At 72.4% G+C, this 21364-nt stretch carries 19 protein-coding genes and 2 pseudogenes; 12 read left to right on the top strand and 9 right to left on the bottom strand.

Going from position 1 to position 21364, the window contains the following annotated elements:
• The first annotated feature begins 15 nt into the window (after positions 1-15).
• Genes CELF_RS02310 through CELF_RS02295 form a run of 4 tightly spaced genes read left to right on the top strand, consistent with a single transcriptional unit; the run spans position 16 to position 3644 of the window.
• Positions 16-750, top strand: coding sequence for a response regulator transcription factor (locus CELF_RS02310; protein ID WP_013769635.1), 735 nt, complete (start codon positions 16-18; stop codon positions 748-750).
• On the top strand, positions 747-2480 hold the full coding sequence (locus CELF_RS02305; protein WP_013769634.1) for a sensor histidine kinase: 1734 nt from the start codon (positions 747-749) through the stop codon (positions 2478-2480). Before CELF_RS02310 ends, CELF_RS02305 begins: the two co-directional genes overlap by 4 nt.
• Before the next feature lie 40 nt (positions 2481-2520).
• Positions 2521-2847, top strand: coding sequence for a MazG nucleotide pyrophosphohydrolase domain-containing protein (locus tag CELF_RS02300; protein WP_232014289.1), 327 nt, complete (start codon positions 2521-2523; stop codon positions 2845-2847).
• A complete protein-coding gene (locus CELF_RS02295) occupies positions 2844-3644 on the top strand; it encodes a hypothetical protein (protein WP_013769632.1) in 801 nt (266 codons plus the stop codon). The genes CELF_RS02300 and CELF_RS02295 overlap by 4 nt, the downstream gene beginning before the upstream one ends.
• Before the next feature lie 21 nt (positions 3645-3665).
• Here CELF_RS02295 and CELF_RS02290 read toward each other — a convergent pair whose 3' ends face one another.
• The 7 genes from CELF_RS02290 to CELF_RS02260 all read right to left on the bottom strand — a co-directional run bounded on the left by CELF_RS02290 (position 3666) and on the right by CELF_RS02260 (position 11321).
• Positions 3666-5129, bottom strand: a complete 1464-nt coding sequence (locus tag CELF_RS02290; protein ID WP_013769631.1) for an FGGY-family carbohydrate kinase — start codon at positions 5127-5129, stop codon at positions 3666-3668.
• A 234-nt stretch (positions 5130-5363) separates the two neighbouring features.
• Positions 5364-5777: a heat shock protein transcriptional repressor HspR gene (locus CELF_RS02285; protein ID WP_041553715.1), complete on the bottom strand. Its 414-nt coding sequence runs from the start codon at positions 5775-5777 to the stop codon at positions 5364-5366.
• Positions 5778-5961: 184 nt separating this feature from the next.
• On the bottom strand, positions 5962-6948 hold the full coding sequence (locus tag CELF_RS02280; protein WP_013769629.1) for a DnaJ C-terminal domain-containing protein: 987 nt from the start codon (positions 6946-6948) through the stop codon (positions 5962-5964).
• Positions 6949-6978: 30 nt separating this feature from the next.
• The gene (gene grpE, locus CELF_RS02275; RefSeq protein WP_013769628.1) at positions 6979-7623 is read right to left on the bottom strand and encodes a nucleotide exchange factor GrpE; all 645 of its coding nucleotides are present in this window, start codon (positions 7621-7623) and stop codon (positions 6979-6981) included.
• Positions 7620-9482, bottom strand: coding sequence for a molecular chaperone DnaK (gene dnaK, locus CELF_RS02270; RefSeq protein ID WP_013769627.1), 1863 nt, complete (start codon positions 9480-9482; stop codon positions 7620-7622). The genes grpE and dnaK overlap by 4 nt, the downstream gene beginning before the upstream one ends.
• A 385-nt stretch (positions 9483-9867) precedes the next feature.
• Positions 9868-10266, bottom strand: coding sequence for a (R)-mandelonitrile lyase (locus CELF_RS02265; protein WP_013769626.1), 399 nt, complete (start codon positions 10264-10266; stop codon positions 9868-9870).
• A 32-nt stretch (positions 10267-10298) separates the two neighbouring features.
• Positions 10299-11321: a zinc-dependent alcohol dehydrogenase family protein gene (locus CELF_RS02260; protein ID WP_013769625.1), complete on the bottom strand. Its 1023-nt coding sequence runs from the start codon at positions 11319-11321 to the stop codon at positions 10299-10301.
• Between the two features lie 142 nt (positions 11322-11463).
• Between CELF_RS02260 and CELF_RS21065 the strand changes: the two are divergent.
• The 4 genes and pseudogenes from CELF_RS21065 to CELF_RS02240 form a co-directional block, all read left to right on the top strand.
• A pseudogene (locus tag CELF_RS21065) lies at positions 11464-11598 on the top strand (transcriptional regulator); the annotation flags it as partial.
• Positions 11599-11700: 102 nt separating this feature from the next.
• Positions 11701-12663 (top strand): IS481 family transposase, encoded by a 963-nt coding sequence (locus tag CELF_RS02250; protein ID WP_083835766.1) that lies wholly within the window; start codon positions 11701-11703, stop codon positions 12661-12663.
• A gap of 13 nt (positions 12664-12676) precedes the next feature.
• A pseudogene (locus CELF_RS02245) lies at positions 12677-13426 on the top strand (MmyB family transcriptional regulator); the annotation flags it as partial.
• Positions 13426-14001: a DapH/DapD/GlmU-related protein gene (locus CELF_RS02240; protein ID WP_013769622.1), complete on the top strand. Its 576-nt coding sequence runs from the start codon at positions 13426-13428 to the stop codon at positions 13999-14001. The pseudogene CELF_RS02245 and the gene CELF_RS02240, both read left to right, overlap by 1 nt.
• Positions 14002-14163: 162 nt before the next feature.
• Here CELF_RS02240 and CELF_RS02235 read toward each other — a convergent pair whose 3' ends face one another.
• Together CELF_RS02235 and CELF_RS02230 are read right to left on the bottom strand one after the other, a co-directional pair.
• Entirely contained in the window at positions 14164-15132 is a 969-nt protein-coding gene (locus CELF_RS02235; protein ID WP_013769621.1) for an aldo/keto reductase, read from the bottom strand.
• Between the two features lie 540 nt (positions 15133-15672).
• Positions 15673-16185 carry an SRPBCC domain-containing protein gene (locus tag CELF_RS02230; protein WP_013769620.1) on the bottom strand — a complete coding sequence of 171 codons (513 nt, stop codon included), beginning with the start codon at positions 16183-16185 and terminating at the stop codon, positions 15673-15675.
• A gap of 320 nt (positions 16186-16505) precedes the next feature.
• Here CELF_RS02230 and CELF_RS02225 point away from each other — a divergent pair, with 320 nt between their 5' ends.
• The 4 genes from CELF_RS02225 (at position 16506) to CELF_RS02210 (ending at position 21329) form a co-directional block, all read left to right on the top strand.
• Positions 16506-17789, top strand: coding sequence for a HEAT repeat domain-containing protein (locus tag CELF_RS02225; RefSeq protein ID WP_013769619.1), 1284 nt, complete (start codon positions 16506-16508; stop codon positions 17787-17789).
• 655 nt (positions 17790-18444) lie between these two features.
• Positions 18445-18840 (top strand): hypothetical protein, encoded by a 396-nt coding sequence (locus tag CELF_RS02220; protein ID WP_041553315.1) that lies wholly within the window; start codon positions 18445-18447, stop codon positions 18838-18840.
• A 1072-nt stretch (positions 18841-19912) separates the two neighbouring features.
• Positions 19913-20305 (top strand): DUF6578 domain-containing protein, encoded by a 393-nt coding sequence (locus tag CELF_RS02215; RefSeq protein ID WP_126297649.1) that lies wholly within the window; start codon positions 19913-19915, stop codon positions 20303-20305.
• Positions 20306-20681: 376 nt separating this feature from the next.
• Entirely contained in the window at positions 20682-21329 is a 648-nt protein-coding gene (locus tag CELF_RS02210) for an HAD family hydrolase (protein ID WP_013769617.1), read from the top strand.
• Positions 21330-21364 lie beyond the last annotated feature (35 nt).

Genomic DNA, 21364 nt, shown 5'->3' with positions numbered 1-21364 from the left:
CGCACCATCGACCGCATGACGACCTCGACCGTGCGCCGCCCCGACACGCTCACCCGCGCCGACGGCTCCCCCGTCCGCGCCCTCGTCGTCGACGACGAGCCCACCCTCGCCGAGCTCCTGTCCACGGCCCTGCGCTACGAGGGCTGGACGGTCGAGCACGCGCTGTCCGGGCACGCCGCGGTCCGCCAGGCCCGCGCGACGACGCCCGACGTCATCGTGCTCGACGTCATGCTCCCCGACCTCACCGGGCTCGAGGTCCTGCGTCGCATCCGCGCCGCCCACCCGCACGTCCCCGTCCTGTTCCTCACCGCCAAGGACGCCGTCGAGGACCGCATCGCCGGCCTCACGGCAGGCGGTGACGACTACGTGACGAAGCCGTTCAGCCTCGAGGAGGTCGTCGCCCGGCTGCGGGCCCTGCTGCGCCGCGCGGGCGCGGTCTCCGCGCGCGAGGAGGCGGTGCTCGTGGTCGGCGACCTGACGCTCGACGAGGACTCGCACGAGGTCACGCGCGGCGGCGACGACATCCGCCTCACCGCCACCGAGTTCGAGCTGCTGCGCTACTTCATGCGCAACCCGAGGCGCGTCCTGTCCAAGGCGCAGATCCTCGACCGCGTGTGGCAGTACGACTTCGGCGGGCAGGCGAACATCGTCGAGCTGTACGTCTCCTACCTGCGCCGCAAGATCGACAAGGGCCGCGAGCCCATGCTGCACACGCTGCGCGGCGTCGGTTACGTGCTGAAGCCGGCGTGACCGGGAGCACCGCACCGACGGCCCCCGAGGCCCGCGGCCCCGGGCGCGACCAGGGCCCGACGCGCGCGGACCGGTCCGGCCCCCGTCTCGCGGACCTGCGCCGCCGCGTCTCCCCCGGCGCCCTGCCGCGCTGGACCCTGCGGCGGCGCCTCGTCGCGCTCGTCGTGACGCTCGTCGCCGTCGTCGCCGTGGCCATGGGCACGGTGACGACCCTCGCGCTGCGCGCGTCGCTCGTCGGGCAGCTCGACGACCGGATCCAGGCCGCGCACGGGCGTGCCGTCATGGAGGCCGGACCTGACCGGACCGTCGGCGGCGGGATCGGGGACGGCACGGACGGCGAGGAGGACGTGCTGCGGCGCGCCCCCGGCCCCGGCGGCGTCGACCTGCCCGGGCAGGGGCCCGGGACGGTGCACGTCGTCGCGGAGCCCGGCGCCGACCCCGCCGCCGTGTCGGCGCTCTACTACACCGACGACGGCGAGTCGCACGTGCTGAGCGAGTCCGCGACCGCGACGCTGCTCGCGCTGCCCACCGACGACACCGTCCGGTCCGTGCACCTCGACGGCGCCGGCGCCTACCGCGCGCTCGCGACGCTGTCGCCCGGCGGCGACGTCGTCGTCACCGCGATGCCCACCGACGCCGTGACCGCGACCCTCACCCCGTACGTCGCGATGGTCGTCGTCGTCGCGCTGCTGGCCGTCCTGGCCGCCGCCGCCGTCGGGCTCGTCCTCGTCCGGCGCGAGCTGCGGCCGCTGACGCGCGTCGCCGCGACCGCCGCCCGCGTCGCGCGGCTTCCGCTCGACCGCGGCGAGGTCGTGCTGGCCGACCGGGTGCCCGCGGCCGACACCGACACCGCGACCGAGGTCGGCCAGGTCGGGGCCGCGCTCAACCGCCTGCTGGGGCACGTCGAGGGTGCGCTCGCCGCGCGGCACGCGTCGGAGTCGCAGGTCCGGCAGTTCGTCGCCGACGCGTCGCACGAGCTGCGGACCCCGCTCGCGTCGATCCGCGGGTACGCCGAGCTCGTGCGCCGCCTGCCCGACGACCTCCCGCCCGAGGCGCTCGTCGCGATGGGCCGCGTCGAGTCCGAGTCGCGGCGGATGACCGGGCTCGTCGAGGACATGCTCCTGCTCGCCCGGCTCGACGCGGGCCGCCCGCTCGACACCGAGCCCGTGGACGTCGTCGAGCTCGCCGTCGACGCCGTCGCGGACGCGCACGCGGCCGGTCCGGACCACCGCTGGTCGCTCGACCTGTCCGGCCTCACCGGCCCGGCCGCGGGCGGCCCGGCCACGGGCGGCCCCGACACCGGGGCGGACCTCGACCTCGACGCCGCCGGGGCGCTCGTCGTCGGGGACGACCACCGGCTGCGGCAGGTGCTCGCGAACCTGCTGTCCAACGCGCGCCTGCACACACCCCCCGGCACGGCCGTGACGGTCCGCGTCGCGCACGACGGGCCCGACGTGCGGCTCGACGTCGCCGACGACGGCCCCGGCATCCCGGCCGACCTGCGCTCGCGCCTGTTCGAGCGGTTCGTGCGCGGCGACGCCTCCCGCAACCGCGCGTCCGGGTCGACCGGGCTCGGCCTGTCCATCGCGCACGCCGTCGTCACCGCGCACGGCGGCACCCTCGCCGTGACGCCCACGGCCGGCGGCGGCACCACGTTCACCGTCCGTCTCCCCGCGGCCGTCGCCGGCGCGGGACCGGACGTGCGCCGGCCCGTCCCGCTCGGAGCCTGAACCCCACCGCGTCGCCCGAGCCAGCGGCTACGGTCGGCGCGTGGACCTCCAGGAGCTGCAGGACATGGCCCGCGACGTGCGCGCCCGGTACGCCGCCGTCGAGACCGCGCGGTACGGGCGGTCGTGGACGCGCGAGGAGATCATGCTGGGCTTCCTCGGCGACGTCGGCGACCTCGCGAAGCTCGTCCAGGGCAAGGCCGGCGTGCGGCCGCGCGACGACCTCGACGAGGCCCTCGCGCACGAGCTCGCCGACTGCCTGTGGTCGGTGCTGACCCTCGCCGACGCGTACGACGTCGACCTGGAGACGGCGTTCGTCAGCACGATGCGGTCGCTGTCCGCGCACCTCGGCACGGAGGGGGGCCGGTGAACGCGTACGACCTGTGGTTCGAGGTGCCGGACGGGATCGCCGACCACCCGCGGCGGCCCGCGGCCCAGGCCCGTCCGGCGGGACCGGCCGACGGGTGGATCGGGAGCGCCGGACCCGGCATCGACCCGACCACGTGGCCCCGGGGCACCCAGACCGGGCTGCCGATGTTCCACGGGATCACCCTCCTGCTGCCGCCCGAGTTCCGACGGCGAGGGCCGGACCTGCCCGCCGTCGCGTTCTTCCAGGGAGAGGGTCAGTTCGCCGCACCGCGTGGCGTGGACGACCCCGACGACCCGTTCGTCGTCGATCTCGCACGCGCCGTCGACCACCCGCACCTCGCTCGGCGCGTCGACATCATCGACGGGGAGTTCGCCCTCGTGCGGCTCACGCAGGACGAGTACGACGCCGGTCCGACGCCGCCGCCCGCCGACCCCCGCGGGCCGGGCACGCACGGACCGGACGACGAGGGCCCGAACGCCTGGGACACGCAGGAGCCGACACGTCGCGTCTGGCTGCTCGGGCGTCCGGACCTCAACGCCGGCCACGTGCCGGTCGACGCGCTCGACGCGGCGAGCACGCCCGGTTTCGTCACGCCGTTCGACGACGGGTTCCACCTCTTGCCCTGGGCGCAGGCCCTGGCGCCGAGCCACCTGGGCGGCACGGCCTTCCCCATCCAGGCGCTGCAGCCCGGGTTCACCCCGTACTACCTGGAGCTCGACGAGCTGCCGGGCATGAACTTCGGCTCCGGGAGCGCGCAGGTCGACCTCGAGTCCGACGCGTTCGACTGGGCCTGCTGACGTCGACCGGGCCTGCTGACGTCAGGACGCGTGAACGCCCGCCGTCGCGGCCTCGACGAAGCGCGCCAACGCCGCTGCGACGTCGCGCCCCTCCGGTCCCGACGGGCCGGGCACGTCGACCGAGGGCAGCGCCGGTGCCTCGTCCACGGCCCCGACGCGCTGTGCCGCGAGCAGCGCCGCCCCTGCGGCAACGGGCTCGGCCTCCGCGACAAGCCGGACCGGCACCGGCGTCACGCGCGCCTTGAGCCGCCGCCACGCCGGGTTCGCCGCCATGGGCCCGCCGAGCACGGTGAGGGACGTCGCGGCGGCGGTCCCGGCGAGGCGGCCCTGCTCGTCGAGCATCCACCGGGCCTGGAGCGAGAGTCCCGCGAGGAGCGCGAACGCCTCGTCGCGCGGTGGGCGCTCGGCGGCCTCGCCGACGCGCCGGAACGTCGCGGCCGCGTCCGGTGCGGGCGTCTGGCGGCCGTGCACGTAGGGCAGCACGAACGGGTCGAGGGGCGCGTCCCCGAGCGCTTCGACCTCGGCCATGAGAGCGTCCACGTCGGCGTCGGGGGCGTGGGCCGTGAGCCACCACGCAACCGCGCCGCCCGCGCTCGACGAGCCGGCGAGCAGCGCCGGGTGCGCACCGGTGACGGTCCGGACGAGGCTCATGCCCGCCGCTGCGACCGGTCCGGGCTCGGGGTCGGCGACCAGCACGGAGCACACCGCCTCCGCCGTCCCGACGGAGTCGGCGGACTGCCCGGGCTCGCGCACCCCGGCCGCCCACGTGCCGACGGGGTGGTCGTGGCCGGCGATCGTCACCGGGGTGCCCGCCGGCAGACCGGCGGCGGGGAACGGCCCGTCGACGACCGTGCCCAGCAGCTCGCCGGGCGCCAGCACGTCCGGGACCCGCGACAGGACGAGACCGACCTCCGCCAGCAGGTCCGGGTCGAAGGCCGCCGGCAGCGCTCCCGGCCGGCCGAGGCGGTACGCGCCGGTGCGACCGGCGAGCGTGTGGTCCGTCGCGAGCCGGCCCGTGAGCAGCAGCCCGACGAGGTCCGCCGCGCCCGCCCACCGGCCGGCGCCTGCGTGCAGCGCGTCCGGCTCGTGCGTGCGCAGCCACTCCCACGTCGCGAGCGGGATCTTGGCGCTCGCCCGCACACCCGTCGCCGCGAACAGCTCCTCCCGGCCGATGCGCGCCGCGAGCGCTGCCGCTTCCGCACCGGCGCGGTGCCCGTCCCAGCGCAGCCAGTCGCCGCGCGGGCGGTCGTCCGCCGTCAGCGGGACGCCGGTCTCGGCCATCGACGCGATCCCGACCGCGACCGGCGCGGGCCCCTCCCCCGGCGCGCGCAGCACCCGTCCCACGAGGCCGGCCAGCACGCCCGCCATGTCGGAAGGTGCGGGCGTGGGCGCCGACGCGACGGCGAGGACCGACGGCGTCAGCACGTCGACGAGCACGACCTTGGTGTTGGTGGTCCCGACATCGATCCCGAGCGCGGTCAGCACGCCCCCATCCTCCCGCCTGCGCGCGCCCACCCGGCCCGGCGCCGCCCGACCCGAGTCGCCCTCGCGCTCCGCACGCGCCGAGATCGTGAGGTCACGCCGACCCCGCGAGTCCGAGCTCGCGATCGTGACGCGAGCTCGCGATCTCGGCGCAGACTCACGCTCGACGCACGGTCGGGTGGGCCAGGGGGTCGCAGGGCCGGTGGAGCCCGAGAGGGTCGTCCGGGAGCGGACCCGTCAGGGGCGGGGGCGCCAGAGGACCAGGGCGCCCGTGTCCTCCGAGGGGCGGCGGCGGGCCTCGCGGGCGCGGCGCTGGACGGCGACGACGTCGCCGCGCGGGTCGGCCGTGAAGACGCGGCGGCCCGGCTCGACGAACGCGCGCAGGTACTCGACCTGGCGGCGCAGGGTGTCGACCTCGGCCTCGAGCTCGAGGATCCGCTTGATCCCGGCGAGGTTCACGCCCTCGTCCTGCGAGAGCCGCTGCACCTCGCGCAGCAGGGCGATGTCGCGCAGGGAGTAGCGGCGGCCGCGACCGCTCGTGCGCCCCGGGGACACCAGCCCGAGCCGGTCGTACTGCCGGAGCGTCTGCGGGTGCATGCCCGCGAGCTCGGCGGCCACGGAGATCACGTAGACCTTCGCGTCGTCCGCCACCACGTCACCTCACCGCCTTCGCTCGTCGCCCCGGACGCCGTGCACGTCGCCCTCGCGACCGTCGTCACCCGCTGCTGCCGTCCTCGTCGCGGACCTCGTCGCGGGCCGTGCCCGTCGTCGTCGCGCTCCGTCGTGCCCCCGCGGTCACGTCGCCGGACGGGGGTGCCGTCCGGCGACGCGCCGGTCACTTCCTCGCGGACTGGATCAGGTCGGCCCGCACGTCCTCGCCGGACGTCGCGATGCCGAACGCCTGCACGGCCTCCCGCGCCGCGGCGGACAACCGCTGCGGCACGACGACCTGCACGGTGACGAGCAGGTCGCCCGTCGTCGAGCCGGTCGTGATGCCCTTGCCCTTGACCCGCAGGACACGCCCCGACGGGGTGCCCTCGGGGACGCGGACCTTGACGGTCCCGCCGTCGAGCGTGGGCACCTCGACGGTCGCGCCGAGCGCGGCCTCGTCGAACGCGACGGGGACGGTGATCCGCAGGTGCGGTCCGTCGGCGGAGAACACCGGGTGCGGCGTGACGTGCACGGTGATGACGAGGTCGCCCGCGGGGGCGCCCACGTCGCCGGTCCGGCCCTTGCCGCGCAGGCGGATCTTCTGCCCGTCGCGCACTCCGGGAGGGATGCGCGCGTTGACGGTCTTGCCGTCGACCGTGAGCGACACCGTCGAGCCCTCGGTGGCCTGCCGGAACGGCAGGGTCACCTCGGCGACGAGGTCGGCGCCGGGCTGCGGGCCGCGCGCACCGCCGAAGCCGCCGCCCTGGTTGAACAGGCCGCCGAGCAGGTCCTCGAAACCGGCCGGCGCGCCCGAGCCCGACGTGGTGTAGCGCACGCGCCCGCCGGGACCGTTGGCCCCGCCGAACATGCCGCCGAACAGGTCCTCGAACCCGGCGGTGCCGCCGCCACGACCACCCGCCGTGAAGCGGGCGCCGCCCGCCATGGCACGCAGCTGGTCGTACTGCTGGCGCTGCTCGGTGTCGGACAGGACCGCGTAGGCCTCGCCGATCTCCTTGAACTTCGCCTCCGCGGACGCGTCCCCCGGGTTGTGGTCCGGGTGCATGCTGCGCGCGAGCTTGCGGTACGCCTTCTTGATCGTCGTGGCGTCGGCGTCCTTGGGGACGCCGAGAACCGCGTAGAAGTCCTTCTCGAGCCAGTCCTGCCCGGTCACGGCGCCTCCCTCCTGGTGGTGATGATCGTGTCAGCCCTCCGGGTCGACAACGGCGACGCGCGCCGCGCGCAGGATGCGCTCGGGCGTGCGGTAGCCGTGCTGCAGCACCATCTGCACGGTCGGCTCGGTGACGTCGGCGGAGTGCGAGTGCATGAGCGCCTCGTGCACCACCGGGTCGAACGCCTCGCCGGCCTGCCCGTACTGCTCGACGCCGAACCGCTGCAGGGTCGCCGTGAGCTTCTCGGCGATCGACGCGAACGGGCCGCTGAGGTCACCGTGCTGGCGGGCGAGCTCGATGTCGTCGAGCACCGGGATGAGCGCCTCCGCGAGCGCGGCGATCCCCCGGTCGTGCGCGGCGAGGGCGTCGGCCTTCGACCGCTTCACGTAGGCGGAGTACTGCTGCTCGAGGTTGTAGTGCGCCGCCTGCGCGCGCTGCAGCTCCTCGAGCCGCTCGGCCGCGAGCTTCTGCGCCTCGATCAGGCCCTCGAGGACGACCTCCTCCTCCGCCCCCTGGGCGATGGTCTCAGCGTCCGCGAGCACCTGCTCCTCCGGTGTGGGCTGCCGCACCTGGCCCGTCTCCGGGTCGATACGGCGCTTGTCGGTGAACCGGGGCGCCCCCTCGGCGGGGTCGGGCTGGCCCGACCCCGCCTCCGGACGGTCCTTGTCCTGCGTCACTTCTTGTCGTCCTCGTCGTCCACGATCTCGGCGTCGACGACGTCCTCGTCGGAGGACGACGCCGCGGCGGGCTGCTCGTCGGCCGGCGCGCCCGCGGGGGCGGACTGCTGCTGCGAGTAGATCGCCTCACCGATCTTCTGGCTGACCTGTGCGAGGTGCTGCGTCTTGGCCTTGACGGCGTCGACGTCGGTGCCCTCGAGGGCCGTCTTGAGCTCGCCGACCGCGGCCTGGACCTCGGTCTTCACCTCGTCGGGCAGCTTGTCCGCGTTGTCGACGAGGAGCTTCTCGGTCGAGTAGACGAGCTGCTCGGCGGAGTTGCGGGCCTCGGCGTCCTCGCGGCGCTTCTTGTCCTCGGCCGCGTGCTCCTCGGCCTCCTTGACCATGCGGTCGATGTCCTCCTTGGGGAGGGCCGAGCCGCCGGTGATCGTCATCGACTGCTCCTTGCCCGTGCCGCGGTCCTTGGCGGACACGTGCACGATGCCGTTCGCGTCGATGTCGAACGTGACCTCGATCTGCGGCACGCCACGCGGCGCCGGCGCGATGCCGGTGAGCTCGAACGTGCCGAGCGGCTTGTTGTCCCGCGCGAACTCACGCTCGCCCTGGAACACCTGGATGAGGACGGAAGGCTGGTTGTCCTCGGCCGTGGAGAAGATCTCCGAGCGCTTGGTCGGGATCGCCGTGTTGCGCTCGATGAGCTTCGTCATGACGCCGCCCTTGGTCTCGATGCCGAGCGACAGCGGCGTGACGTCGATGAGCAGGACGTCCTTGCGGTCGCCCTTCATGACACCGGCCTGCAGCGCGGCACCGACGGCCACGACCTCGTCCGGGTTGACGCCCTTGTTGGGCTCCTGGCCGCCCGTGAGCTCCTTGACGACCTCGGTCACCGCGGGCATGCGGGTCGAGCCGCCGACGAGCACGACGTGGTCGATCTGGTCGAGCTTGATGCCCGCGTCACGGATGACCGAGTGGAACGGCGCCTTGGTGCGGTCGATGAGGTCCTGCGTCATCTGCTGGAACTGCGCGCGCGTGAGCTTGGTGTCCAGGTGGACCGGGCCGTTCTCGCTCATGCTCAGGTACTGCAGCGAGATGTTGGTGGCCGTCGCGGACGACAGCTCCTTCTTGGCCTGCTCCGCCGCCTCGCGCAGACGCTGCAGGGCGATCTTGTCCTTCGACAGGTCGACGCCCGTCGTGTTCTTCACCTCGGAGACGAGGTGGTCGACGATCCGCTGGTCCCAGTCGTCACCGCCGAGGCGGTTGTCGCCGGACGTCGCGCGGACCTCGATCGTCGAGAAGCCGTCGTCGTCCTTGCCGACCTCGAGGAGCGAGACGTCGAACGTGCCACCGCCGAGGTCGAAGACGAGGATGAGCTCGTCCTCCTTGCCCTTCTCCAGGCCGTAGGCCAGGGCCGCCGCGGTGGGCTCGTTGATGATGCGCAGGACGTTGAGGCCCGCGATCGTGCCCGCGTCCTTCGTCGCCTGGCGCTCGGCGTCGTTGAAGTACGCCGGGACGGTGATGACGGCGTCCGTGACGGGCTCACCCAGGTACGCCTCGGCGTCACGCTTCAGCTTGGAGAGCACACGCGCCGAGATCTCCTGCGCCGTGTACTTCTTGTCGTCGATCGCCACGGACCAGTCCGTGCCCATGTGGCGCTTGACCGACGTGATCGTCCGGTCGACGTTGGTGACGGCCTGGCGCTTGGCGATCTCGCCGACCAGCACCTCGCCCGTCTTGGAGAACGCGACCACCGACGGCGTCGTGCGCGACCCCTCCGCGTTGGCGATGACCGTGGGCTCGCCACCCTCGAGGACCGAGACCACCGAGTTGGTGGTGCCGAGGTCGATGCCGACTGCTCGTGCCATGTGTGTGCCTTCCTTCTGCTGCTCCGGGTCTGCGGGGCCCTGATCGCTGTCGTGCGAGCGGGCCACTCTTGAGTCCGCCGGGCTCAAGTCTGCGTCGCACGTGCCGGTGACGCAACCTCGACCCGTCGATCTTGAGTCTGCTTGGCTCAACTCTGAAGCGACCCGCCGTGTTCCCGCACACGCGCGCACGCATGCACAGTCCTGGTCGCGTCCCAAGGGCTCGGGAAGACGCAGAATCGCTCGGAGGGCCCGTGGTGCCGGCAGACTCTGCGGCTGCGTCCACCAGGGGCCGTGCGCGGCGGAACCACGCACGGGCGGCTCCGCAGCCTCGGAGACGGATGAGCGGGCCTTACCACGGGGGTGAGGCCCGCTGCGCGGGGATCCGTCAGAGCCGGTTGTAGTCGCTGTCGTCGACGTGCTCGAGCCAGGTGACGACGCTTCCGTTTTCGGCGGGTTCCTGGAGTGCGATGTGGGCCATGAACCGGTCGGGGGTGGCGCCGTGCCAGTGCTCCTCGCCGGGCTCGATGTGGACGACGTCGCCGGGGCGGATCTCCTGGACCTGGCCGCCGCGGCGGGCGACGTAGCCGATGCCGTCGGTGACGTAGAGGGTCTGTCCCTTGGGGTGGTGGTGCCAGGCGGTGCGTGCGCCGGGTGCGAACCGCACGTGAGCGCAGCCGATCGCGGACTGGTGGTCCGGATCGCGGACCGCGTCGATGAAGACGGCGCCGGTGAACCAGTCGCCGGGGCCTGGCGCGGTCCGGCCGCCGCTTCGCGTGAGCTTCATGGTCTTGTCCTTGCGTTCGCTGTGGTCGCCGGTCAGAGGGTGAGGAGCACCTTGGTGGCGCGGCGCTCGTCCATGGCCTTGTAGCCGTCGGCGGCCTGCTCGAGGGGCAGGGTGAGGTCGAAGACCTTGCCGGGGTCGATCTGCCGGCGCCAGATGAGGTCGATCAGCTCGGGCAGGAAGCGGCGGACGGGGGCGGGGCCGCCGAGGATCTGCACCTGGGAGAAGAACAGCAGCTGGCCGGGCAGCTCGACGTCGTGCGTGACGCCGACGAACCCGACGTTCCCACCGGGGCGGGCGGAGCTGATGGCCTGGACCATCGACTCCTGCGTGCCGACGGCCTCGATGACGGAGTGGGCGCCGAGCCCGTCGGTGAGCTCCTTGATCCGCGCGACGCCCGCGTCGCCGCGCTCCTCGACGATGTCGGTCGCGCCGAAGTGGCGGGCGAGGTCCTGGCGGTCCTTGTGTCGGGACATCGCAATGATGCGCTCGGCGCCGAGCTGCTTGGCGGCGAGGACGCCCATGAGCCCGACCGCGCCGTCACCGACGACGGCGACCGTCTTGCCGGGGCCGGCCTGTGCGGCGACGGCGGCGAACCAGCCGGTGCCCAGGACGTCGGAGGCGGCGAGCAGGTGCGGGATCAGGTCGGGGTCGGGCTGGCCGGGGGTGGCCACGAGGGTGCCGTCGGCGAACGGGATGCGGGCCTTCTCCGCCTGGGTGCCGATGGCGCCGTCGACGAAGATGCGGTGCACGCAGCTGGACGGGTACCCGGCGCGGCAGATCTCGCAGGTGCCGTCGGAGATGACGAACGAGCCGACGACGAAGTCGCCGGGCTTGACCGTCCGCACCTCGGCGCCGACCTCCTCGACGACGCCGACGTACTCGTGGCCCATGGTTGCGTGGTCCACGGGGTCGGCGCCGCGGTAGGGCCACAGGTCGGACCCGCAGATGCAGGTCGCGGCCAGCCGGATGATGGCGTCGGTCGGGTCGACGATCGTGGGGTCATCGCGTTCCTCGACCCGCACATCGCCGGGGCCGTGCATGATCACGCCACGCATGAGTTCTCCTTCGTCTTGGGTTGGTTCGCCTCGACCTTGCGCCGGATCCCGCGGGCGCGGGAGTCCCTGACGTGGGGTGTACCGGCAGTGCACCTTTCAGCAGTGCCTCCCCCGCCGGCTGTCGGCGTCCTACGGTCGAGGTATGGACAACCGGGCGGACGTGCGCGAGTTCCTCATGTCGCGACGGGCGAAGGTGACCCCGGAGGCCGCCGGTGTCGTCGGCGGGGCGAACCGGCGGGTGCCAGGGCTGCGACGCAGCGAGGTCGCCGCGCTAGCTGTACTCGGCCGGGACGTTGGTGACGTCGGGGGCCGTTGACGACAGGAGAACCTCCGGTTGGGCTGTGGCTTGTCGAAGGCCCACACCCACCCGGAGGTTCTCGTGCCTCACGCTAACGCCCGACTGAATCTGCGTGGCCGCCAGCTGCTGATCGACCGCGTCGTGCATCAGGGTCGACCGGTCGCTCACGTCGCCCACGAGCTCGGGATCGCCCGCCAGACCGGTTACCGATGGGTCCGGCGCTGGCGCGCCGAGGGGGCCGACGGTCTCGTGGACAGGTCGTCACGGCCGCGGACGAGCCCGAGCAGGACACCGGCCGCCCTGGAGGACGCGATCTGCGCGGCGCGAGCACGTGACCGGTCAGGGCCGGACGTGCTGGGCGCGGCCCTGGGTGTCCCGGCGCGCACGATCACCAGGGTGCTGCGCCGGCGCGGGATGCCGTTGCTGCGCGACCTGGACCCGCTGACCGGCCAGGTCGTCCGGGCCAGCAAGGCCACCGCGGTCCGCTACGAACGCGACCGGCCCGGCGAGCTGGTCCACGTCGACGTCAAGAAGCTCGGGCGCATCCCCGACGGCGGCGGCTGGCGCGCCCTGGGCCGCGACGTCGCCGACCGGCACCGGGACGACCCCATCGGCTTCGACTACGTCCATTCCATGGTCGACGACCATTCCCGGCTCGCCTACTCCGAGATCCTCGCGGACGAGAAAGGCGCCACCTGCGCGGGGTTCGTGACGCGCGCCGCGGCCTACTTCGCCGCTCACGGCATCACCCGGATCGAGCGGATCATGACCGACAACGCCTGGGCCTACCGCTGGTCACTGCGCGACGTCGCCGCCGACCTCGGCGCGAAGCAGGTCTTCATCCGCCCGCACTGCCCCTGGCAGAACGGCAAGGTCGAGCGACTGAACCGCACTCTGCAGACTGAGTGGGCCTACCGGCAGGTCTTCACCACCAACGACGAACGAGCCGCCGCCCTTGCCCCCTGGCTCGAGCACTACAACACTCGACGACGCCACAACGCCCTGGGCGGACTCCCACCCGTCAGCCGACTGTCACCAACCTGACGGCCGAGTACAGCTAGCGGGCGTGAGCGTGGAGTACTACGCCAAGCTCGAGCGCAGCGCGATCGCCGGGGCGTCGGCCTCCGTCCTGGACGCCGTCGCGACGGCGCTGCAGCTCGACGACACCGAGCGCGCGCACCTGCTCGACCTCGCCCGGGCCGCCGACGGCATCCCGTCGTCCGGCCGGCCGCGCCGTCGCGCGGCCCGCTCGGCGACTCCTCGGCCCAGCCTGCAGTGGGCCCTGGCCGCGATCACCGACGGGGTCGCGTTCGTGCGCGACCAGCGCCAGGACCTGCTGGCGACCAACGCGCTCGGTCGCGCCTTCTACTCCCCCGTCATCGGCGACGGCGGCCGCGCCCCGAACCTCGCGCGCTTCCAGTTCCTCGACCCCGCGGCGCGCGACTTCTACCCCGACTGGGAGCTGTTCGCGGAGATGTGCGTGGCGATCATGCGCGCCGAGGCGGGCCGCGACCCGCACGACAAGGGGCTGCAGGACCTCGTCGGTGAGCTGTCCACCCGCAGCGACGTCTTTCGCCGGCTATGGGGCGCACACGACGTCCGCACCCACGGGTCGGGCACCAAGCGGTTCCACCACCCCGTCGTCGGTGAGCTGACCCTGGCCTACGAGGAGCTCGCGATCACCGCGGAGCCGGGCCAGGTGCTCATGGTCTACACCGCCGAGCCGGGCTCGCCGTCGGCCGAGCGCCTGCGCCTGCTCGCGTCGTGGGCCACCGACCCTGCACCCGCGGCCCGGTCGGAGGCGTGATGGAGCTGCAGGAGTTCCTCGACCACGTCGCCCGGGGGGCGGTCATCGAGGGTGGCTCCGAGCAGCACGCGTTCCTGCACGCCGCGGCCCAGGACGCGCTGCGGGTGCTGGCGGAGCTCAACTCCGGCTACCGCACGCCCGCGGAGGTGCGCGCGCTGCTGTCCCGGCTCACGGGGCGGCCCGTGGCGGACTCGGTGGCCCTGTTCCCGCCGTTCCACTGCGAGTTCGGCCAGAACCTCACGCTCGGCCAGGACGTCTTCATCAACATGGGCTGCCGGTTCCAGGACGCCGGCGGCATCACCCTCGGCGACGGGACGCTGATCGGGCACGGCACCACCATCGTGACGCTCAACCACGTCGCCGACCCCGCGCGTCGCGCCGACATGGTCCCGGCGCCCGTCGTGATCGGCCGCAGGGCCTGGCTCGGCGCCTCTGTCACGGTCCTGCCGGGAGTGACGATCGGAGACGGCGCCATCGTCGGCGCCGGCGCGGTCGTCACCAAGGACGTGCCCGCGAACGCGATCGTCGCCGGCGTCCCGGCACGGCTCGTCCGTATGACGGGGTTCAGTGCCTGACCGCTCGCGCCCCCCGCGTGAGGATCTGGACACGATGGTGAGACGACGGTCGTCCCACGCGCCTGTCCGCAGCGAGTTCACCGCGCTGGACGGCAGACATGCATGGCGCGTCCCTACAGCCGCTCGCGCGACCACCGCTGCGGCACCGAGCGGCCTACCCGGTCACCACCAGTAGTTGTCCTGGGTCGTGTAGGGCTCCTCGAGCGCGGCGATCTCCTCGTCGGTGAGGTCCACGTCGAGGGCGGCGACGGCGTCGGCGAGGTGGTGCGGCTTGGTGGCACCCACGATCGGGCAGGCGACCACCGGCTTGGAGAGCAGCCACGCCAGGGCAACCTGGGCCATCGAGGCGCCACGGGCCTCCGCGACCCGCTGGATCGCATCGACGACCGCCTGGTCGACGTCCCGGTCGAAGGCCTTGGCGACGGCGTCCGTCGAGGACCGGGCCGTCTGCTCACCCCAGGGTCGTGCAGCCCGGCCCTTCGCCAGCGGTGAGTACGGGGTCAGGCCGACGCCCTGGTCCAGGCAGAGCGGGATCATGTCCCGCTCCTCTTCCCGGCGCAGGACGTTGTACTGGTCCTGCATCGCGACGAAGGGGGTCCAGCCGTGCAGGCGCGCGGTGTGCTGCAGCTTGGCGAACTGCCAGGCCCACATGGAGGAGGCGCCGAGGTAGCGGACCTTGCCGGCCTTCACGACGTCGTGGAGGGCCTCCATGGTCTCCTCCACCGGGACGTCGTCGTCGAAGCGGTGGATGTAGTAGACGTCGACGTAGTCGGTGCCGAGCCGGTGCAACGAAGCATCGAGCTGCTCGAGGATCGCCTTGCGGGACAGGCCGCTGCCGCCGGGACCGTCGTGCATCTTCCCGTGGACCTTGGTGGCCAGGACGATGTCCTCGCGGCGGGAGTAGCGCTGGATCGCTCGGCCGACGAACTCCTCGGACGTGCCGCCCTGGTAGACGTTCGCGGTGTCCCAGAACGTCACGCCGACCTCGACGGCCTGGCGGAAGAACGGCGCCGCCGCGTCCTCGTCGAGCGTCCACTGGTGCATGCCGGTCGCGGCCACGCCGTAGCTCATGCAGCCGAGGCCGATGCGGCTGACCCTGAGGCCGGAGCGCCCCAGCCGTGTGTACTCCATGGTCGCTGCCCCTTCAGGTGCTGGCACTCCCCGCCGAGAGCGGCGGTCCACCCGCCGCTCGCAGCGTAGGCACGTCCGAACGCGGTCCGCCGGGCGCTGGGCGTGATCCTGAGGATCTGGACACGAAGATGAGACGGCCGCCGTCTGAGGCTGCTGTCACGGCGCAGGTCAGAGAGCCTGGCGGCTGACAAGTCCGGTGCGTTCCTACAGTCGGTGCTCTGTAGGAAGACGTGGCGGATCCTGTGGGAAGACGCTCAGATGGCTCGGCACTTCTGCCGCTGCGTCAGGCGGTTGAGCTTGTCCGATTCGCGTTGCTGTGAGCTGATCCGCCACCAGGACCGGCTGGCCGACGAGGATCTGCGGGCGGCCGCGACGGCGCTCGGTGTGTCCGCCGTCGCGGTTGCGTGTCCGCGGTCCAGGAGGGCCCGGTGCACAAGCGGCCGCGGCGACCTTCACCACCGCGACGAGCCGATTGATCGTCGTGACGAGGCAGTCGACGACGCGCTGGCCCGCGGCATCTGCGGATGCCGCGCTGCGCGGTTAGGTGGGTCGAGCGTCGGAGCTGAACTGATCTGCGCCGTAGAGCCCGACGAGGTCGTCGTAGCCGGTCCAGAATTCTCCCAGCGGAAGGTCTCGCCCGCGCAGGTGCGCCTCGAGGAATTGGAGGTGCCGGTGCCAGCCGGCGGCGTAGGACACCGCATCGTCCACGGACTCGTGATGCACGGTGAGCATCGCTGTGGACGCGCTCGTCTCGGCGAGGCCAAAGCTGACGCGACTCGAGTGCTCCTCGGGGAAGTCCCACGTCAAAGCCAGCAGTCGTCGAGGGTGCCACTGCACGACGGTGTGCCGGGAGCTGACGTCCTCGTCGTGCCACAGGTCGAAGTGCCCGCCCTCAACGACTCGCTCGACATTGAGGCGGCCTAGCCAGCTGACTGTGTGCCGACCATCCGTCAGCGCCTGCCAGACGCGGTCCACGGGCCCCGGAGCCGCGAGCTGCATGCTTACATGTCGCGCCGCCATGTCGGCGCGGCCAGCAACCGCGGATGTCTGCACACAGTCGATTGTGCCGCCAGGCAGCCTCGAACGCCCTCGCCTCTCGGCATGACCGGCGCAAGCGTCCTTCGAGCCAGACGAGGCTCCGGGCCGAGGAATCGGACATGTAGGTGAGACGCGCACCGTCTCACCTACATGTCCCACCGCAGGTCAAAGGGTTGGGCTCCGGACACGTTCGATGAGTTCCTACACCTGTGGTGTCGGTTCGCACGCGAAGTGGCGAATTCGCGTTCGGCTGTCGGAGGAGTGGCGAGTTTCGCGTTCGGCTGTCGGCGGCAGGGCGCGGTCTACCGGTGTAGCCCTGCGGCTACGGTGCGGTCGTGCACTCACTCTCCGACCTGTCGCTGGGGGCGGTCGTCGCGGCCGCGCTGGCGGAGGTCCGCCACGACACCGGCGACAGCCCTGTGCCTCACGTGGTCGAGCTTCAGCGGCGTGCGACGGCGGAGGTGCTCGACCTGGCGCTGCGCTGGACGGCGAGTGACGACCCCGATGCGTGGGAGCTGGGCGTCAGCGTCCTGCGCGAGCTCGGCCCGGCGGACCCGGTGGGTCGCCGTCCGTTCAGCGACCGGGTCGTCCCGCACCTGCTCGGGCTCCTGGACGGGTCGGACGACCCGGCGAGGGAGCGGAGCCTGTTGCAGGCGCTGGCCTACAACGGCGCTCGAGAAGCGGTCGGGCGGTTCCTCGACCGGGTCGACCACCCGGACGACGGGGTCCGCACGACCGTCGCGTTCCAGCTGCCGTACCTCACGGACCCGGACGACCCGGCCACCGAGGTGCTCGACGCCCTGGAGCACCTGACCGCCGACCCGGACGCCGACGTCCGCCACTACGCCCTGTACGCCCTGGTCCAGGAAGGCGGGTTCGTCGTCGACCCGCCACGGGCGCTGCTCGTCGCCCGCCGGCTCGTCGACGACCCCGACGACCAGGTGCGCGACCTCGCCGCCGCGCACAGCGGCGAGCGGATCGCGACGCCGCTCGGGCCGCTCGCGATCTCCCTGACGTGCGGCGGCGTCCCGCTCGGCCTGCCGTCCGCGACGTCGGTCCTGCCGTCCGGCGCCCGCACCGCCCGGTGGGACGACGTCGGCGGGCTGACCGTCGACGCCCTCGTCGTGCCCTACACCTACGAGAACGAGCTCCTCGAGCACCCCCAGTGCACGTGCTGGGGCATCGAGTGGCGCATGCACGCCCGGGCCGACACCGGACCGATCCGCGTCGACGCGCAGCTCCCGGACGGGATGGAGGGTGGGCCCGGCGGCGGCTGGCACCTCGCGGCGACGCACTTCGACGACGACGAGCACACACTGACTGTGGGCGGGCCCCACCACGACGCCTTCGAGGACGAGCTGCGCGCCGGACTCCACGCGCTCTCGTGGCAGGGATCGTTCACCTGGGACGACCCCTACGGACCGCTCGAGAACCCCCGAGGCCTGTCCTGGCTGCTGCCCGCCCTCCTCGCCGGCGAGAGCGCGGCAACGCACGTGGCGGTCGCGTGGACGCGGCTCGGCCCCGAGAAGGCCGACGACGCAACCGAGTGGGCTGTCGAAGTCACCCGCGCGAGCCTGCGCCAGGACGCCGGGGTCGAGGAGCACGGCCGCACGGTCTGACCCCTGCGGCGTACCGAACCACAAGCGGATGCCGCCCTCTTCGGAACGAAGACGTCGCCATCCCGCTGCGAACGTGCCACCGACACGGCTCTGCGAAGCGCCTGGCCCTCGTGTCGCGACTCCGTCAGGATCCGCGCGAACCTACATCATCGACCTGTCATCGCGATGTCGCGTTGTCATCGACGTGTCACCCGGGGTAGCAGCACAGCGCGGCCCCGGAACGGCTCGAGGACGAGGGCACCAGAGGTGGCGATCGCCCCGTTGCTGCTGCGATCCTCCGACCAATCGTCGTGTCGTCGTTCGTGCGTACGTGTCACGGAAGCATGGGGAGGGTGGGTGCTCGCGAGTCGCTCGCTACGAACGTGGCGTGCGGTGGCGAGGCCACGAGCACGAGTCGTCACTGCTCGTGTCCGTCGCTGTCGCGCGACCGATCGTGCGGCTCATGCCGTCGAGCGTGCGCCCGTGAACGATGTAGTTGGCGACGGTCGATGCCGATGCGTCCGAAGTGACTCGACACGACCCGGCAGGAACATCGGCGGCGCCCACCCGTCCCGGGGTCCGACGCATCGCCCTCGACCTCCTGCTCGGACAGCGGCCGGACATGCCTCGCCCCCACTACCCACGAGCACCCAGGACCAACTGGAAACGGGCGGTCGTGACGTCCGAGGCTGTCCAGTGGAGGAACCGGGCGGGTCGTCAGCGGCGCATCGAACGAGCCCGGATCTCCCGCGTCGAGCTCGTCCAGACGGTGCCCTTCCTCGACCGCGGCATGCGGGGCACCGACATGGCCGTCGACCACCACCTCGTCATCGGAACGACGGGAGGTGTGCTCCTTCGCGTGCGGGACACGAGCACAGACGGCGACACAGCCATGCGCGCACGCTGGTCACCACTCGATGTCCCCACAGCGCGGATCAACCTGCCCATCAACCGGTTGAAGGACGCCCGCCGTCGGTGGCCCGAAGCGTTCTGGATCGTCACGGCGTACCCGGTCCTCGCTTCCGCGCTCGCCACCGTCGCATTCATGTACGGGCTGCCGAGGCTGCTGTAGATCCTTCGGAGCACCAGGCTGGGGATTCGGACAACTTGCTGAGACGAGTGACGTCTCTCCGAGCTATCCCGCCGCAGATCAGAGCCTGGCCCTCCGGACGAGTCCGATGAGTTCCCACAGTGTCTTGTCTTCGGATACCGGTGACGCCAGATCGGCTGCCACCCTCACACCGTCCGAACGAGCTCGCGCATCTGCTCGGCCAGCGATCGCAGCGTCGCCTCTTCCGGTTCGGCCCGACGAGCGAGGCTGGAGACCGAACGGACGTGGCCCCGACGTCCTGCAGGACGCTCTGCGCGACTACCTCGTCCAGCTCGTCGTCGTCACCGGGCATGGCGACGTCGCCCGTCATCTCGAGAGAGACCGTGGTGATGAGTGCGCAGAAGGCATGCTCGATCCATGGCCCGACTCGCCTGTTGGGGTCGAGAGCGATGGCCAGGGGTGTGCTGAGGCACACGATCGTGGAGTGCAGCCGTTGTGACTCGTCGCTACCCGTCGGGGTGTCCACCCCCTCCCGGAGCTCGGCGGCGGCTGGACGCACCACGCCGGTCGTGGCGAACTCGAATCCAGCATGATTGGCGGCGGCGATCCAGTCATGCCAGCTGGGAGGCGTGACCAGCGTCGCGCGCAGTGCCGATCCCGACAGCCAGAAGACGGAAGCCCGTGCGCGGGGAGCGAGATCGTCAACAGCTGCCGCGAGCTCGTCGATGTAGCTGCCGTACCTCACCGCGCCACCACTCACGGAATCTGCAAAAAGCTCAAGAGCGGACCGCAACGAGAGGGGCAAGGGCGAGCGGGGACAGCCACGTCCGAAGAGCCCCGAGCAAGTTCTCCACTGCGTGCAACTGGTCTCCTGTCACTGTGCGAGACGGCTCGCCGAGAATCCCGAGCTCGTCCATGAGTGCTGTCCGGCCCCGGGTGAACGACGAGCTCGTGTTGCTCGCCGCGACTACTCAGCGGACCCTCGGGCGTCGTCTGAGATCCAGACGCGAACGAGACATCGGTCGTCTCCCGTTCCTGTCAGGACTCAGGTCACGGCGACGGACGGCGGACAAGTCCGGTGCAGAATGGCCCGGTGCCGGTCGTCGTCTGGGTCCCCGAGCTGACGCTGACGTGCTGCGGGAGCGTCTTCGGCGTGGGGGACTCCGTCGACTGGCACGTTGCAGATCCTGAATCCGACTCGCTCGAAACCGTGCTTCCCCGTGACGTCGCCCAGCGCATCTCTCTTGTCGAGAACAGCCACGGCGCGTCGGACGACACCAGTCGTTCGACGCACGGAACCGTGCTCGAGATCCACGCTGCCTTCGTCGGCTACGCAGGCTCCGGTGTCGGGGGCGTGCTGTCCCCGGTGCCAGGCACGGCGTTCCTGCGCGAGGTGGCGCACGTCGAGGAGACCGCCACGGGCGGTCCTGGCGTCCGGCTGAGCGGCTACGTCGTCACGCTGGACGTGCAGCCCTCACCTGGCTGATCCGGCCCCTTGGAGCGGCACGAGTGCGAGGGCGACGTCACCGGACGGGCGCCCATCTCGGGGCCACGCGGGCGCAAGCGCAGCACGACCGGGCAGTAAGCCCAAGGGCTCGGCGCGGCATCCTCGCCGCCGGCGTGACGCTCGGCGCCCCGGTCCCGGCTGCACTCGACGCATCCGCACGGTGTCCGCCGGAGCTCGCGCACGCTCGACGCCGGGCACGTCTGTGGCGGGCTCCCCCAGCTCGCTGAGGACTCGGACAGGCAGATGAGACGAACGCCGACTGACCACCGTGACCGCTCGCACGCCAGGCGCACGCCTGCCGGACACGTTCCGAGAGCTTCTACAGCCGCTGATCACCCCCTGTAGGTTGCTGCGCATGCGCTTGGACGTCGACGCGATCCTGTTCGACATCGACGGGACACTGGTGGACTCGACCGCCGTGGTCGAGCGCACGTGGGGGGCATGGTGCGCTGCCCGCGGGATCGACGCTCGGGAGGTCCTCAGGGTCTGTCACGGGCGCCGCTCGGAGGACACGGTGGCCGAGTTCCTGCCGAGAGACCAGCGCGCCGCAGCGGTCGATGAGCTCGAGCGGCTGGAGATGGCAGACCTCGACGACGTGACCGCGCTCCCCGCCACGCGAGACCTCTTGTCGCGCCTCCCATCCGATCGATGGGCCGCGGTGACGTCGGGGTCGCGATTGCTGATGCGTGCGCGGCTGGCCGCCGCCGGGCTGCCGGTGCCCGACGTCTTGGTAGCGGCAGAGGATGTCCTCCTGGGCAAGCCTGACCCGCAGGGATATCTGAACGCAGCCCGGCAGCTCGGCTTCGACCCTCGCCGGTGCCTCGTCGTGGAGGACGCACCAGCCGGCCTGGAGGCGGGACGTGCAGCGGGGGCGCACGTGCTCGGGGTGGCGACCTCCCACCCGGCCCACGACCTGAGCGCAGCGCACGTCGTGGTGCCCGACCTCGCGGCCTGCGCCGTCGAGGTGACTGCCGAGGGCCTGGTCATCAGCACGGCCGGCTGAGTCGACAGGTCCTTCGGCGCTTCACCACCGTGACG

The organism is Cellulomonas fimi ATCC 484 (assembly GCF_000212695.1).
Classification (GTDB): domain Bacteria; phylum Actinomycetota; class Actinomycetes; order Actinomycetales; family Cellulomonadaceae; genus Cellulomonas; species Cellulomonas fimi.
Note: the sequence above shows the minus strand (reverse complement) of the source record. Positions and strands in the feature narration are given on the sequence as shown.